The sequence below is a fragment of the Prochlorococcus sp. G4PB17 genome (genome assembly GCF_059772445.1).
This window is the reverse complement of sequence record NZ_CM186288.1, coordinates 1,870,621-1,885,089: the sequence shown is the minus strand read 5'-3', so window position 1 is coordinate 1,885,089 and position 14,469 is coordinate 1,870,621. Positions and strand designations below refer to the sequence as shown.

The 14,469-nt window shown below is 33.1% G+C and carries 16 protein-coding genes; 7 read left to right on the top strand and 9 right to left on the bottom strand.

The annotated features are described in order from the left end of the window. Nucleotides 1–28: 28 nt before the first annotated feature. Nucleotides 29–976, top strand: coding sequence for a hydroxymethylbilane synthase (hemC, locus tag AC6EJB_RS10720; RefSeq protein ID WP_498491479.1), 948 nt, complete (start codon nucleotides 29–31; stop codon nucleotides 974–976). 14 nt (nucleotides 977–990) lie between these two features. Here hemC and AC6EJB_RS10715 read toward each other — a convergent pair whose 3' ends face one another. Together AC6EJB_RS10715 and AC6EJB_RS10710 are read right to left on the bottom strand one after the other, a co-directional pair. Beyond that, nucleotides 991–1,578, bottom strand: coding sequence for an inorganic diphosphatase (locus tag AC6EJB_RS10715; RefSeq protein ID WP_498491478.1), 588 nt, complete (start codon nucleotides 1,576–1,578; stop codon nucleotides 991–993). Between the two features lie 127 nt (nucleotides 1,579–1,705). After that, nucleotides 1,706–3,235 carry a carboxypeptidase M32 gene (locus tag AC6EJB_RS10710; protein WP_498491476.1) on the bottom strand — a complete coding sequence of 510 codons (1,530 nt, stop codon included), beginning with the start codon at nucleotides 3,233–3,235 and terminating at the stop codon, nucleotides 1,706–1,708. Between the two features lie 231 nt (nucleotides 3,236–3,466). Between AC6EJB_RS10710 and AC6EJB_RS10705 the strand changes: the two genes are divergently transcribed. From AC6EJB_RS10705 to AC6EJB_RS10690, 4 genes are read left to right on the top strand one after another with little or no spacing between them, the layout of a single operon-like run. After that, complete coding sequence (locus AC6EJB_RS10705) at nucleotides 3,467–3,928, top strand: secondary thiamine-phosphate synthase enzyme YjbQ (RefSeq protein ID WP_498491474.1); 462 nt, start codon at nucleotides 3,467–3,469, stop codon at nucleotides 3,926–3,928. A gap of 19 nt (nucleotides 3,929–3,947) precedes the next feature. Continuing rightward, nucleotides 3,948–4,235, top strand: a complete 288-nt coding sequence (locus AC6EJB_RS10700) for a 4a-hydroxytetrahydrobiopterin dehydratase (RefSeq protein ID WP_498491472.1) — start codon at nucleotides 3,948–3,950, stop codon at nucleotides 4,233–4,235. Nucleotides 4,236–4,260: 25 nt separating this feature from the next. Further along, entirely contained in the window at nucleotides 4,261–5,268 is a 1,008-nt protein-coding gene (locus AC6EJB_RS10695) for a CobW family GTP-binding protein (protein ID WP_498491471.1), read from the top strand. 35 nt (nucleotides 5,269–5,303) lie between these two features. Next, the gene (locus AC6EJB_RS10690) at nucleotides 5,304–6,884 is read left to right on the top strand and encodes an ABC transporter permease (RefSeq protein WP_498491470.1); all 1,581 of its coding nucleotides are present in this window, start codon (nucleotides 5,304–5,306) and stop codon (nucleotides 6,882–6,884) included. 8 nt (nucleotides 6,885–6,892) lie between these two features. On the opposite strand, the gene AC6EJB_RS10685 is transcribed toward AC6EJB_RS10690, so the two are convergent. The 4 genes from AC6EJB_RS10685 to AC6EJB_RS10670 form a co-directional block, all read right to left on the bottom strand. Beyond that, the gene (locus tag AC6EJB_RS10685) at nucleotides 6,893–7,780 is read right to left on the bottom strand and encodes a lysylphosphatidylglycerol synthase domain-containing protein (RefSeq protein ID WP_498491469.1); all 888 of its coding nucleotides are present in this window, start codon (nucleotides 7,778–7,780) and stop codon (nucleotides 6,893–6,895) included. 68 nt (nucleotides 7,781–7,848) lie between these two features. Then, nucleotides 7,849–9,075 carry a nickel pincer cofactor biosynthesis protein LarC gene (larC, locus tag AC6EJB_RS10680; protein ID WP_498491468.1) on the bottom strand — a complete coding sequence of 409 codons (1,227 nt, stop codon included), beginning with the start codon at nucleotides 9,073–9,075 and terminating at the stop codon, nucleotides 7,849–7,851. A 73-nt stretch (nucleotides 9,076–9,148) separates the two neighbouring features. Further along, complete coding sequence (gene patR, locus AC6EJB_RS10675) at nucleotides 9,149–9,790, bottom strand: heterocyst master regulator PatR (RefSeq protein WP_498491466.1); 642 nt, start codon at nucleotides 9,788–9,790, stop codon at nucleotides 9,149–9,151. A gap of 70 nt (nucleotides 9,791–9,860) precedes the next feature. Next, nucleotides 9,861–10,196 carry a hypothetical protein gene (locus AC6EJB_RS10670; RefSeq protein ID WP_498491465.1) on the bottom strand — a complete coding sequence of 112 codons (336 nt, stop codon included), beginning with the start codon at nucleotides 10,194–10,196 and terminating at the stop codon, nucleotides 9,861–9,863. A gap of 56 nt (nucleotides 10,197–10,252) precedes the next feature. Between AC6EJB_RS10670 and xth the strand changes: the two genes are divergently transcribed. Then, complete coding sequence (gene xth, locus AC6EJB_RS10665; protein WP_498491463.1) at nucleotides 10,253–11,080, top strand: exodeoxyribonuclease III; 828 nt, start codon at nucleotides 10,253–10,255, stop codon at nucleotides 11,078–11,080. A gap of 270 nt (nucleotides 11,081–11,350) precedes the next feature. Beyond that, a complete protein-coding gene (gene hemL / locus AC6EJB_RS10660) occupies nucleotides 11,351–12,649 on the top strand; it encodes a glutamate-1-semialdehyde 2,1-aminomutase (RefSeq protein WP_498491461.1) in 1,299 nt (432 codons plus the stop codon). Between the two features lie 55 nt (nucleotides 12,650–12,704). Here the strand turns inward: hemL and AC6EJB_RS10655 are convergent, their stop codons facing one another. The 3 genes from AC6EJB_RS10655 to AC6EJB_RS10645 form a co-directional block, all read right to left on the bottom strand. Continuing rightward, the gene (locus AC6EJB_RS10655) at nucleotides 12,705–13,508 is read right to left on the bottom strand and encodes a prohibitin family protein (protein ID WP_269609827.1); all 804 of its coding nucleotides are present in this window, start codon (nucleotides 13,506–13,508) and stop codon (nucleotides 12,705–12,707) included. A gap of 137 nt (nucleotides 13,509–13,645) precedes the next feature. Next, nucleotides 13,646–13,840: a DUF8662 family protein gene (locus tag AC6EJB_RS10650; protein WP_498491459.1), complete on the bottom strand. Its 195-nt coding sequence runs from the start codon at nucleotides 13,838–13,840 to the stop codon at nucleotides 13,646–13,648. 40 nt (nucleotides 13,841–13,880) lie between these two features. Beyond that, nucleotides 13,881–14,378: a YajQ family cyclic di-GMP-binding protein gene (locus AC6EJB_RS10645; RefSeq protein WP_498491458.1), complete on the bottom strand. Its 498-nt coding sequence runs from the start codon at nucleotides 14,376–14,378 to the stop codon at nucleotides 13,881–13,883. Nucleotides 14,379–14,469 lie beyond the last annotated feature (91 nt).

The window sequence follows — 14,469 nt, the reverse complement described above, 5'->3', positions numbered from 1 at the left end:
AAGGTAAAGAAATAGAAAATATTTGCTAATGACACTAGACCAACTGCGCATCGCCTCTCGCCGAAGCCAGCTGGCCATGGTTCAGACGAACTGGGTACGAGATGAACTGCAAAAAGCACACCCTGATCTTGCTATCACCATAGAAGCAATGGCTACGCAGGGTGACAAAATACTTGATGTAGCTTTAGCAAAAATAGGAGATAAAGGTCTTTTCACTAAAGAGCTTGAAGCTCAAATGCTTCTTGGTCATGCCGAAATTGCAGTCCACTCACTTAAGGATTTACCCACTAACCTTCCAGATGGATTAATTCTTGGCTGCATCACAGAAAGGGAAGATCCTTCAGACGCGTTAGTAGTTAATGAGAAAAATAAAATTCACAAACTAGAGACTCTGCCAGAAGGTTCTGTAGTTGGGACTAGTTCCTTAAGAAGGCTTGCTCAATTGCGATACCATTATCCACATCTTGTTTTCAAAGATGTAAGGGGAAATGTTATTACACGATTAGAAAAGCTTGACTCAGGAGAATATGACTGTCTTATCTTGGCTGCTGCTGGATTGCAAAGACTTGGTTTTGCTAATCGGATACATCAGTTAATTCCAACTGATATTTCACTCCATGCTGTGGGACAGGGAGCTCTTGGTATTGAATGTGTAAGTGGTCAACGAGAGGTATTAGATATTTTAAAAACACTTGAACACGAATCAACATCTAAAAGATGTTTAGCAGAAAGGTCTTTCCTCAGAGAGCTTGAGGGAGGATGTCAAGTTCCAATAGGCGTTAGAACGGAAATTAACAACGATGAATTAATTCTTGAAGGAATGGTCGCAAGTTTAGATGGTAAAAGATTAATTAAAGATATAAAAAAAGGATCGGTAAGCCTAGCAGAAGAAATAGGAATAGACTTAGCTAATGAATTAAAAGGCCGTGGAGCAGGAGAAATATTAGAAGAGATATTCAAGTCTGCAAGGGCCTAAATCATTCATTAAAGTTAATTAATTAAATTAGGATCTATTTCAGATAAGTAACGCTCCTCACAGGATTTAATAATCTGAACTGCTTTTTCAACACCAAAGAAACCATTTACTGTGCAAGTTCCTGGTTTTTTAAGATCCTTGTAATGCTCCCAATAATAAGTTGTTTCATTAATCCAATGCTTACCCAATTGTTCAAAGCTTTGTATATGATCCATCCTCTTGTCATCAGCTATTACGCCAATAACTTTGTCGTCAACTTCACCTCCATCATCAAAAGTCATTATTCCTATAATCCTTGCCTCAACAATTGAACCGGGGACCAAAGGCTCTGTAACATTTATAATTTCGATATCTAATGGGTCCCCGTCTTCATCCCATGTACGTGGAAGACACCCATAAGCGAAAGGATAGGACAGAGAAGAATATCCAACCCGATCAAGCTTTAGATGCCCTGTTTCAGTAATAAGTTCGTATTTATTTATAGTATTTGAATTTAACTCAACGATTGTATTGACTCTAAGTTCAGATTCATTGGCAAACGCAGGTAATATATGAAGCAGATTAGGCATTGTTCTGCTAGGTGCTTGGTCAAGGTTAGCCATGGTATTTTTTTATGTTCTTACATGGTAAATCAACACAGTAAATGCAAATGGAGTTATGGCAGATAATTTAGAAAAATTTCAACAAGAGATATGCTCAACTTAGTTTTTTTGGCAATATATGTCTATTTTAATTAGAGATTGTAGAAAGCTTTTCAAGTTTATTATCTAAGTATTCAAGAAAATAAGTTGGTGATAATTTTGTTCCAGAGACCTTCTTAACAAGTTGCTCGGAATCTAAACTTCTTCCATAATGATGAACATTTTTGCGAAGCCAACCCAATATTTTACTGATTTCCTTAGATTCTATAATATTTTCAATTTTCCCTAAATCTTCTTCAAGAGTTGTTGTTAACTGAGCGCTAATAAGATGACCAAGCAAATAAGAAGGAAAATAACCGAACATCCCCTCACTCCAGTGCACATCTTGCAAGCATCCTTCAGTATCATTTTCCGGCAAAACACCCAGAAGGTTTAAATACCTTTTATTCCATTCATTGGGCAGATCTTCTACAGAAAGTCCTCTCTCAAGAAGATCAATTTCCAAGTCAGTTCTAATCATTATGTGCAAGCCATAACTGAGCTCATCGGCCTCTACTCGATTCAATCCTGGAGTAAATGGATTTAGATTGATCCATAAATCATCACCAGAGTGAATTGGAGCACCTGCATTCTCAAAATGATGCCAAAAAGACTTTGCAAATGAAAGGCTCCTGGCAACTCTGTTTTCCCAAAATAGAGATTGACTCTCATGAACAGCCATAGAGGTTGCTTGACCTAACGGCCATGCAAACCATTGGTGACTTTCAGAAGGCAAGCCTTGTTCATAAAGAGAATGCCCCCACTCATGAGCAGTAGCTAATAAGCAAGAAAGTGGCTGACCTTTAACTATTCGAGTCGTAATTCGGTAATCATCCGGGCCTAAAGTTATAGAAAATGGATGGGGCGACTTAGCTATAGCTGTATTAGAAGGATCCCTAGACCAATCATTTAAAAGTATTTGACAGAGTTTTTCTTGATCGCTAATTGCTAAATCCCATTTTTTACCCTTTTTCTTGGTTATTGTCTCTGCTTTCTGAATTAATTCTGGCAATCTTTTTTTTAAAGGTTCAAATAGTTCGCTAACACGATTAATGGTTAAGTTCGGTTCAAAAGGCTGGGCAAGTGTCTCCCAGCAACTTCTTTTTTCACAGAGCTGATTGGATTGTTCTGTTCGTAATGAGATTAATTTCTTAAGAGCTGGAGAAAAGCTTTTGAAATCATTATTTTTCCTGGCTTCCTGCCAACACATATAACCTTCAGATTTTGCTGTCGCAAGCTCAACAACCAATTGAGGATCCAAACTTTTCTGTCTATTGAAATCTTGCTCAAGCAACTCAATATTTCTAAACCTATCTGTCATGAGTTGTGATTCAAAATAATCTTTTTCTTTTAAATTTTGAAGTTCAGATTTAGCTTCTTTTATTAAAATTTCGAACTGTTCCGAACTTTGTCTTGCATGAAGTTGCTTGGCTAAAAGACTTAATTGCTCTCCTCGCCAAGTTGAACCAGCAATGGGCATCGATGTATTTTGATCCCAGTAGAGAGTGCTTTGTATAGATCCCAACAACTGCGTATCTTTTAGGTAATCACCCAAAAGCTGCCAAGCAGACTTTGACAAAGTATTCCATATGATATTTTTATAATCCTAATATCAAATTGATGAAAAGAGATAAGTATTTGATCAATTTAAAATAATTTAAATCATAAGTTCTTAATTAAATTGTTCATGATTTAAAAATCAAAAATATTATGTCTTTTTTATAAGATCAGATTCAAAATACTTTTTATTAATAAGAAAGGAACAAAGCTGTTAGTATTTAATACAATCAGACTAAACATTTTATTAGAAATGGAACAGATTCTATCAACTTTAGATTTCGAGACGAAGGGGCAAGGGTTTACTGATATAACAAAAGACATTAATGATTGGATAAAATATAAGAAGCTTAAAAAAGGAATACTTCTTATTTTTCTAAAGCATACAAGCTGTAGTTTAATTATAAATGAAAATGCTGATATTAATGTTCTTAAAGATCTATCAACATACATGAAAGCTATTGTCCCAGAGGAAGGAGTTTATCCAATTGACAGAAGTCGTAAAAAAATAGAATATCTTCATTCAGAAGAAGGTTTAGACGATATGCCTGCTCATATAAGAACAATGCTTACTTCAAATAATTTAAGCTTCAGTGTTGTCGATGGTAAATTAGAGATAGGCTTATGGCAAGCCATCTATATTTGGGAACATAGAGCATCAAATAAATCAAGATCATTACAATTGCATGCAATTGGTAATTTTGATTTAAATTAATATTAAATATCAAAAACTCATGGTTTCCTTAATAGGGCAAAATCAACTAGATTCTTTTATAGAAAAAAACCCTTCTTGGATAATAGATAAAAAAACGATAAAGAAAGAATTTAAATTTGATAATTTCATTGATGCTTTTGGCTTTATGAGTAAGGTCGCTCTTTTAGCTGAAAAAATGGATCATCATCCAAATTGGCAAAATACATATAACAAAGTTATAATCGAATTAACAACTCATGATAAAGGAGGAATTACAATTAATGATACAAAACTTGCTGAGTCTATTGATACATTAATAAGTATCTAATTTATTATTATTCTTAAGGTTTTAAATGAAAAAGATTGAATCCAAAGCAAAAGAAAATATAGTTTCAAAAAAAAATATACCCATTACCATTATTTCAGGATTTTTAGGTTCCGGAAAAACTACTTTATTAAATCATATACTTGCCAATCAAAAAGGTATCAAGACAGCTGTATTAGTAAATGAATTCGGAGAAATAGGAATTGATAATGAGTTAATAATTAAAACTGATGAAGAAATGATAGAACTTAGCAATGGATGTATTTGTTGCTCTATAAATGGAGAGTTAGTTGAAGCAATAGAAAAATTAATTTATGTTAATAAGCAACTAGATTACATTATTATTGAGACCACAGGATTAGCTGATCCACTCCCAGTTGCAATGACATTACTAGGCAGTGAATTAAGAGATAAGACAAGACTGGACTCTATTATAACTTTAATAGATGCTGAAAATTTTAATAACGTTGCCTTAGAAAGTTCAATTGGCAGATCTCAGATAATCTATAGTGATATTTTACTTCTAAATAAATGCGATTTAGTACCTGATAAAGATTTAGTAGACACTATCAAAAAGCTAAAAGAAATAAAAAATGATGTTAGGATTTTAAAAAGTATTAAAGGTAATATTCCATTAAATCTATTACTAAGTGTGGGTCTGTTTGAGACAGATTTAATAGCTCAGTGCAACTCAGAGCATGGGCATGGGCATGAACATGAACATGAGCACTCCAAAGAAGAAAATAATAAAATTGAAGATTTTCTTTCAATATCTTTTCAAAATAAAAAACCATTCTCCCTTAGAAAATTCCAATTTTTCTTGGATAATCAATTAAAAAGTAATGTATTTAGAGCAAAGGGAATTCTATGGTTTAGTGAAAGCGAAAGAAGACATGTATTTCATCTGGCAGGCAAAAGAATGTCTATTGAAGATAGTGAATGGGGAGAAAAAAGAAAAAATCAGCTTGTCTTAATTGGCAAAGAATTAGATAAAGAGGAAATACTTTCACAACTAAGTGCATGTATTGATGAATAATCAAAAAAGATTCACTTATAATCATCAACTAATAAATGTTAAATTCACTCCAAAAAAATAAAAAAAGAAAAGGAAATAATTTTTTTCTTTCTAATCTAATCGAATTAAATAATAGTCGCTTTATATTAAAAGTCCTAGTTATCTTAATAACATTTTTTATCTTATGGCCTTTATTTAGTCTTATTGGAGAGGGGCTGTACGGTATTAAAAATGGTACTTTTTATCTAACAAAAGATAATGTAAATCAAATAGGAGGAACACTATTATTATTATTTTTTTCACTGACTCTAGGAGGATTTCTAGGAATCACAAACGGTTGGATATTAGCTAATTGCCATTTTAGAGGTATAAAAATCCTTAAAATTTGTCAACTAATTCCTTTTGCAACACCAGCTTATTTATTAGCAGCCACACTTATTGACCTAGGCAGTATTCACGTCATAAGAATTACCGGTTTGTTTTGGGGTGTGATAGTGATGGCTTTTACGACCTACCCATATGTATTTCTTCTAAGTTCAGAAAATTTTGAAAAAGCTGGCAGAAAACAAATAGAAGCATGTAGAACTCTTGGGGTAGGACCTTGGAAAAGTTTTTTCAGAATATCTCTACCGATTGCAATACCTTCAATTACTGCTGGATTAGCTTTAATGGCTATGGAAATCATAAATGAGTTGGGCGCTGTTCAACTTTTAAATATTCCAAGTATTTCAGCTGGAATTATGGAAAGCTGGGTAGAAGAAGGTGAGCCTTCAGGTGCAATTACTCTTGCTTTATTTGCCCTGATTTTAGTTTTTCTATTAGTTGCTATTGAACGACAATCAAGAGAAAGAAGTAAACGATGGTCGGATGGAATCAGTGTTGGAGATTCACCAAAATGGAAGTTAAAAGGTATATATCTACTGCTTGCCAAAGTAATAGCTTTGGCACCTCCCATCTTCACCTTAGGCATACCAATTACATGGGCAATAATAAATATTGAACAAATAAATCAAGGCTTCAATACTGATCTAATTGGATTAACTATTAGAAGCTTTAGTTTGGCTATACTTGTTTCCTTAATAACGGTATTTATAGCCTTAATATTATCAGCTTCAAAGAGATGGCAAAATAATAAATTATTAAATACATTTACCTTTTTATCTAGTATTGGTTATGCAATACCTGGATCTGTTTTAGCCATTGCTCTTATTTCATTCAAAGGAAGTTTCTGGCAAATCAATGTTTTGAGTTTACTTATATGGGGCTACACCATTCGATTCATAGCTGTATCTAAAGGTGGACTTGATGCTGGCTTCGAAAGGATAAAACCAAGTATTGATAATTCTGCTGTAAGTCTTGGTAAAAGCTGGCCAAAAGTACTTTTTAAAATACATTTACCACTTCTTAAAGGTCCTATACTTGTTGGTTCACTTCTTGTCTTTGTTGACACAATAAAAGAATTACCATTAACTTTTATATTAAGACCATTTAATTTTGATACACTTTCAGTACGAATATTCCAGTACGCAGGAGATGAAAGGTTCGCAGAGTCTATATTACCTTCATTGATAATAATTTGCCTAGGACTAATAGCCTCAATTGTCTTAATACCAAACTTAAATAATAGAAGCAAATAACTCAGAATTTAAACTTTAAATAATCCTTTAACCGGGTAAACAAAAGCTGCAAATATATCAGAGATAGTTGAAACAAGGCGATAGAAAAGTAATGAAGCCAATAAATTTCCCTCTGGAAACTGAGAGCCAAGACAAAAGAGGATTACAGATTCAAAAACACCTATTCCGCCAGGAGCAGCAGGTACAACAAGACCAATCATCCACGCTAAGGAGAAAGAAGAGATTAACTCCCCCTGAGAAATTGGTGATCCCATAGTAAATGCTTTTATACAACATAAAAAGCCTAGATAGCGAAACAAAATGAATATACTCTCTACAATTAATGGTTTATATGGATAAAATATTTTTGTATTGGTTAAGTCATTATTTTGAGGTAACTCTTTTACTTTAACTATATTATTATTAGTAAAAATATTAGCCTTAATCAACTTCAACTTTGTGATTATAAATTTTCTAAATCCAGATAAAAAAACCAACGTTGAAGACCAGCAAACAGTACAAATAAATATGTCAAAACTTCCAAAAGGCACAAAAATTAATGCAGCTACAAGCATCAATAGTGGTTCTAATAAAATCGACTCTACTGATTTTTCAGTTGAAAATTTTAAGCGCAATTTATTATACCTGGATACAAAATGCCATATTCCACCTGGTAAATATTTATAGATATTTGTATTTAAAAATATTTTGATTATATTCAATTTATTACTATTACAACCAAGACTATTAATTAACAGCTTCCAGGCAAATGCATTGATAATTATGCTTAAAAAACTAATAAGAATCCCAGCTAATATCCATAAGACTTCATTCCAAGTAATTTGCTGACTAGATAAAGCCTCAAAATTTCCGTATATTGATATGCCAAGGAAAACAAAACAAATTAACGTTATCAACAGTTTAATATTAATTTTAGAAAAAATACTAAAAATTAAAGGGATTTTTTTACTTTTAAAATTAAGCATCAAAGTAAATAATCATCTAAATTGTAAGATTCTAATAATTCATTAAATACTCTCTGACGAATCTCTTCTATAGAAATACCAGTTTCCAGACTAATTCGAGTCAAGTCTTTATGTTCAATCTTTATTGAGATTTTACCATTTGGTCTGATTGCTTGTTTAAAATTAACCATCCCAAATTTAGTTTTCTGCTTTCCTATTCGTCTCGGAAGTATCCAACGATTAATCTCATTTTCTCTTAATCCAAGTGTTGTACTGTAATTAAACCAAACTTCTCTTAATAAACTTACATTCTGAGGTTTTAAGATAGCTTTTATACATATACCTTTTCTATTTTTCTTCATATCAACCGAATGACAAATAACATCAATAGCTCCAGCGGATCTTAATCTTTCGATTAAAAGTGCAATATCTTCTGGTGTAGAGTCATCGATCCACGCTTCCTGGGAAATAATAGACTCATACGCAAGATTATCATTATGTTTTATATCATTAGGATTCTTATCTATTAGCAAGGCTCGCAGGAAATTAGGTCGAGAAATATTTTTACTACCTAAGCCGATACCAATTCTTTTAATATTTATATTTTCAGGTTTATAACTTTTATCTATAAAAGTTGCTATCAATGCAATACCAGTGGGTGTTGTTAACTCGCCACTATAGTTATCTTCAAACGAAATTAATGGAATTTCATTTTGCTTAGCTATCTCTAAAACTGTTGGGACAGGAACTGGTAAAAGGCCATGAGAGGTAGAAACAACTCCCATCCCTGCAGGTGGATTTGAAAAATAAATCTTTTCTGGCTTTAAAAAATCAATAGCTGAGCATACATTAACAATATCAATTATCGAATCAATTGAACCTAGTTCATGAAAATGAACATTTGAGGTTGTATTACCATGAACAATTGCTTCTGATTCAGCAAGAATTTCGAATACATCAATAGATTTCTTTTTCACATAATCATTCAACATTGAATCCAAAATCAATTTTTTTATATCATCAAGACTTCTAGGTAATTCTTTAAATTGTTTTTTCGTTTTGGTACATAAAACCCCTTTTATTCCTTCACTATCTCTCTCCTCAAAGTTTAGATTATAGTTTTTATCTATATTTAGGTTTACTAAGTTACTAAGAAAAATAGATTGTGGAACACCTAAGTCAAATAATGCTGATGCCAGCATATCTCCAGATATTCCAAGACTACAATCAATAAAGATGGATTTCATTTATGAGTTAATTTATTAATAAAGTTACGCAGAAAATACATTAGTATAAATTTTTTAGAATTAGAATATTATCTTATCTTTTTAGGTTTTTCTTACTTTTATTATTATTTGGTTGTTTAGGAATAGGACCAATTATTTGAAAATTTTCAACTAATAGTTGATGATCCACTCGTCGAACATCCAGACTAATAAAACTTTTTAGATTATCAATAGGTATTTCACCTTTAAGACTAACTTTAAAAGGTATAGCTTTTTTTTGTTGATTTCTTGGTTTTTGACGGATTTTTATAACTACCTCTTTCTCTTCTGGTTTAGTAAAAATCAATTCTCCTCTTATTGAGAAATAATCATCACCTTCCAATACATCATCAGAATCAACTTTGAAACTTGAACTTTCATTAAATCCATCTTGCTCAACAATATCTTTCTTCAAAGTACTGGGCTCCCATATACCTGTGATTTGCAAATGAAGATTTTGATTATTCCTGCATCTTGGGTAAACAACCCACAGGTGAGGTTTTTCTAGAGAAACGTGATTACGAATCAAAGTTATAACTCTTCCTAAAATAACTGAATCGATTTCATTACCTTTTGAATCAATTAGATTTCCTCGCGTAAAGTTTTCATCATCTTGAGGTTTATAAATACCTCTAACTATTCCAATTGCTCTGTATTGCATTGGATCAGTAACCGAAGGGATCGGATGGTTTTGCATCTATTTAATAAATGGGCCAAAAGTTGCCCAACCTTAAATTTACCAAAATCTTACAAACACTATGAAGATTTTATTTAATTGGGACATTTTCATAATCTGACTGTTCAAAGGCATTGAGAGCCTCATCAAGTGCATCGGATGGAGTTGTAGCATTATTCATAGCTCCAGCTTGCTTTAGACGATTCATCAATTCAAATGGATCTATAGGTAACCCTTGATCTTTTTTATCCTCTGAATCAAAAGTGCTGTATATGTCTCTTTTCTTATCTGTTGAATAATCTTGCAGGTCTGCAATTTTTATTATTCTCGAAAAAGAAACAATTCGCCCAGTCGTAATAAAAATTGGGGTTAAGAAAGCGAAAGCCAACAAGAATTGACCAGTAATAAAACGTGGGGTTGGTATCAAAACAAAACTTTCGTCTAATTTTACATAATAATAACTTAAGCGAAATTTTTAGAGACTTGAAGATTGCAACATGGAATGTCAATTCTATTCGTTCAAGAATAGATCATGTCAAAGAATGGATCATCACTAACGATGTTGACATACTTTGCTTACAAGAGACAAAAACAGAGGATCAATATTTTCCAGTAAAAGTTTTTTCAGAGATTGGATATGAAGTTTCAATCTCTGGGCAAAAATCTTATAATGGAGTAGCAATAATAAGTAAATTCCCAATCAATGATGTAAAGATTGGATTTGAGCAAGTAATATCGAACTATGAAGATTTATCGAAATTAAGTCAGCAGAAAAGGGTTATAAGTGCTGAAATTAATAATATTAGAATCATTAATGTTTATGTTCCAAATGGATCATCTATAAATTCAGAAAAGTTTATTTATAAAGAGAAATGGATGGAGTGTCTAAAATCGTATCTAAATAAAATGAATTCAAATTACTCACCTATATGTTTATTGGGAGATTTTAATATTGCCCCTGAAGATAGAGATATTCACACACCTAGTAATTACAAAGAATCAATTATGGCTTCTTCAAAAGAAAGAAAATTACTTAGAGATGCTTTAGGAGATCAATTAGAAGATGTTTTTAGAATTTTCGAGCCAGGTGATAAAAATTGGTCTTGGTGGGATTATCGCCATTCAGCCTGGGAAAGAGACAAGGGTTGGCGAATAGATCATATTTACTTAACAGAAGATATCCTTAGTTGCGCCAATAGTTGTTGGATCGATAAAGAGCCAAGATCCAGAGAGAAACCCAGTGATCACGCGCCTGTTGTTGTCGATATTAGCTGGCCTCCATCGGATGCTGAAAATGAATTTTTCTTTTAAAAAATTTGTTTTTTTTCTATTTTCAAATCATCACAGAATTAACAAATCAAATATTTACAATTAGCAAAAAAACATTGACTTCAAGGGGCATCGTCTCCAAGAAAGTCAATCTGCCACTTGTTTTTAGGATTAAACTCATTTATCAAGATTGACCAATTAAAGATTAAAAAAAAATAACCAGATGCTGAACAGATTCAAAAATTTAGACGAATCAGTCACTTTTAGGCCATTATGGCTGACTGTGTTTATGAGCTCATTTTCTGAGGTGCCGTGACAGACGCGTTGAACACAAAAAGATCTGAAGAAATTTTTGGCTCTGCCAAAAATTTAATGCCTGGTGGAGTCAGTTCACCTGTAAGAGCTTTCAAATCTGTTGAAGGGGATCCAATCGTTTTTGATCGAGTTAAGGGTCCCTATGCTTGGGATGTTGATGGAAACAGATACATCGACTACGTAGGCAGCTGGGGACCTGCAATTTGTGGTCATGCACATCCAGAGGTGATTTCCGCTCTTCAAGAAACACTTGAAAAAGGTACTAGCTTTGGAGCACCTTGTTTGCTCGAGAACAAGCTTGCTGAAATGGTCATAGATGCCGTACCAAGCGTTGAAATGGTTCGCTTTGTTAATAGCGGCACAGAAGCTTGTATGGCTGTCCTTCGTTTAATGAGAGCCTTTACTGGCAGGGATAAAGTTATCAAGTTCGAGGGTTGCTATCACGGCCATGCAGATATGTTCTTAGTGAAAGCAGGCTCTGGAGTAGCAACACTTGGTCTACCAGACTCACCAGGTGTTCCAAGAAGTACAACCGCAAATACGCTTACTGCTCCTTATAACGATCTTGAAGCTGTAAAAGAGCTTTTTGCTGAAAACCCAGATGCTATTTCTGGAGTCATCCTTGAACCTGTCGTTGGGAATGCAGGCTTCATCACCCCTGAACCAGGATTCTTAGAAGGGTTGAGAGAGGTAACAAAGGAGAACGGAGCTCTTTTAGTGTTTGATGAAGTAATGACTGGTTTTCGAATCAGCTATGGAGGAGCCCAAGAGCGCTTTGGAGTAACTCCTGATTTAACCACTATGGGGAAGGTAATTGGTGGAGGACTTCCAGTCGGGGCCTATGGCGGTCGCAAAGAAATCATGTCAATGGTTTCGCCTTCTGGTCCTATGTATCAAGCGGGTACATTAAGCGGTAATCCTCTTGCCATGACAGCCGGCATTAAAACTCTTGAACTACTTAATCAAGAAGGTACCTATGAAAAGTTAGAAGCTCTCACAAAAAAGCTTGTCGATGGAGTCATTAAAGCTGCTAAAGAGTCAAATATTGCAATTTGTGGTCAAAGCATTAGCGCAATGTTTGGTTTTTATCTCTGTGAAGGACCAGTTAGAAACTTTGAAGAAGCTAAATCTGCTGATACAAATCGGTTTAGTAAATTGCATAGACTCATGCTTCAAAAAGGGATTTATTTAGCGCCAAGTGCATTCGAAGCGGGTTTTACATCCCTTGCACATTCTGAAGATGATATTGATGCGACAATAAAAGCTTTTCAGGAAAGTTTCTCTGAAATCTCATAAAAAAATCCAATTTAAATGAATAAATTGGATTTTTTTAAGTCAATTTTAAGGCTAATTAATTTTTTCCTCTAACAATTACAGGAACATTTCCTGAACTATTTCCTGGCAATGATGGAACAACTTGTGTCTCACCATTCCATTTATCTAAAAACAATTTAAAAAGAACTTGATCATCAAGACTTTTATTTAATGTGTCGTATCTAAGAGCTTCTTGCTCTGCAATTTTAACTTCAGTTTGAGCTCTCAATAATTGCTGCTCAGCAATCTGTTTTTGTTCGATAGCGGCTCGATATTCATCAGCGATAGTCAAGCCAGTCAAATCGAGTGATTGAACATCAACGTAATCAAACTTATTAAGTTCATCAGCAACTGTTTGCTCAACCAACTCAGAAATATCGCTCCATGAACTAGCTATTGTTACTAACTCGTACTTGGAAAAAACTGACTTAAGCGCTTTAAGTAATGATGGTTGAATAATCCTGTTATATATCTCTCTATCGTTATAGGAGATAGTTTTAAAGACTCTTCCAGCCTCGTTAGGCTTTAAAGCATATTTAACAGTAGCCGTGGCAGAAATGACTTGCAAATCTTTAGTTAAGGAATCAAATTTCTCAGGTCTAACTTGAGTTTGAACATTAAAAGGATAAGTATTTTGAACAAAAGGTACTTTGAAATTCAAACCAGGTTTACGTGATCCACCACTTACTTTTCCTAATGTTGTGACAACTGAAACTTGTCCAGCAGGAACAACGAAAAATGCTTGAGTAAGAAGTAAAAAACCGGTAAAAGAAAGGACAAGTAGAAGAGTTGTTGTGCCACCTGGTCCATTCGGAGTCACATTACGAAATGGAGTTGTCATAAAAAAGTTTATCTAAATATGATTTTATGTTGATTTAGCAAGTATTGCGAAAATTGTTAGATAGAAAAAATAATAAATTTATTTTTAAAACGCCAGATTGTCATTTTCAATAAATAAAAAGAATCTCTCTTCTTTGCTTAAGCCAAATCTCTAGCTGTTTTTAAAACCTCCAAATACAGTTCTTCATCAATATCCCTAATATCGTATTCTGTTGGCATCACCCCATGCTTATGCTCATGAACAATCATCCAACATGATCTTTCTAATTCTTTTTTTGACTTTCCCGAAAATACAACTGCTTTTTTTGCAAGTCTTTCTATTAATTGCTCCATAACAAAAAATCTTGGTGTTAAAGTTTTTATTATTAATTTATTATCTATAATTTTGAAATTGTAGAGCTATTTCCAAATCATCTTCATTCTTCTTAATTAGATTAATTGCAGATTGCAAATCATCTTTATTTTTACCAGTAATTCTCAAGCTATCGCCTTGAATTGATACTGTTACCTTCTTTAAATTATCTCGAACTAACTTACTTAATTTCTTTGAAATTTCTTGAGGCAATCCTTTCTTTAATTTAACAATTTGCATTACCATATTTCCTCCTATAGTTTCAATTTTTTGAAAATCAAATATCTTTAGTGATAGATTTCTTTTAGTAGCTTTCTGTAATAAAATATCTTTTACAGATTCGATTGTCATATCACTTAGAGAGACAATAGATAATTCATCTTCTTTAATATCTATTTTTGTCTTTGAGTCTTTCAGATCATACCTTTGATCCACTTCTCTCCTCAATTGATCAATAGCATTTACTAATTCCTGCTGATCAAATTCTGAAACCACATCAAAAGAATAAGAAGAGGGCATAAAAAATTCTCTTTGTTTCCACTATCTTATAAAAAAAAAGCCAAATTGCTTATAAATATAATTATGAGATATTTCGTAAGTTTAAGAAAAT

Bases quoted from the DNA above. Each gene is read 5' to 3' on its own strand.
- AC6EJB_RS10715 (WP_498491478.1), bottom strand. From the start codon at position 1,578: ATGGCTAACCTTGACCAAGCACCTAGCAGAACAATGCCTAATCTGCTT.
- AC6EJB_RS10650 (WP_498491459.1), bottom strand. From the start codon at position 13,840: ATGGAGCAATTAATAGAAAGACTTGCAAAAAAAGCAGTTGTATTTTCG.
- AC6EJB_RS10690 (WP_498491470.1), top strand. From the start codon at position 5,304: ATGTTAAATTCACTCCAAAAAAATAAAAAAAGAAAAGGAAATAATTTT.
- AC6EJB_RS10700 (WP_498491472.1), top strand. From the start codon at position 3,948: ATGGTTTCCTTAATAGGGCAAAATCAACTAGATTCTTTTATAGAAAAA.
- AC6EJB_RS10645 (WP_498491458.1), bottom strand. From the start codon at position 14,378: ATGCCCTCTTCTTATTCTTTTGATGTGGTTTCAGAATTTGATCAGCAG.
- patR (WP_498491466.1), bottom strand. From the start codon at position 9,790: ATGCAAAACCATCCGATCCCTTCGGTTACTGATCCAATGCAATACAGA.
- larC (WP_498491468.1), bottom strand. From the start codon at position 9,075: ATGAAATCCATCTTTATTGATTGTAGTCTTGGAATATCTGGAGATATG.
- AC6EJB_RS10655 (WP_269609827.1), bottom strand. From the start codon at position 13,508: ATGACAACTCCATTTCGTAATGTGACTCCGAATGGACCAGGTGGCACA.
- AC6EJB_RS10695 (WP_498491471.1), top strand. From the start codon at position 4,261: ATGAAAAAGATTGAATCCAAAGCAAAAGAAAATATAGTTTCAAAAAAA.
- hemC (WP_498491479.1), top strand. From the start codon at position 29: ATGACACTAGACCAACTGCGCATCGCCTCTCGCCGAAGCCAGCTGGCC.
- AC6EJB_RS10705 (WP_498491474.1), top strand. From the start codon at position 3,467: ATGGAACAGATTCTATCAACTTTAGATTTCGAGACGAAGGGGCAAGGG.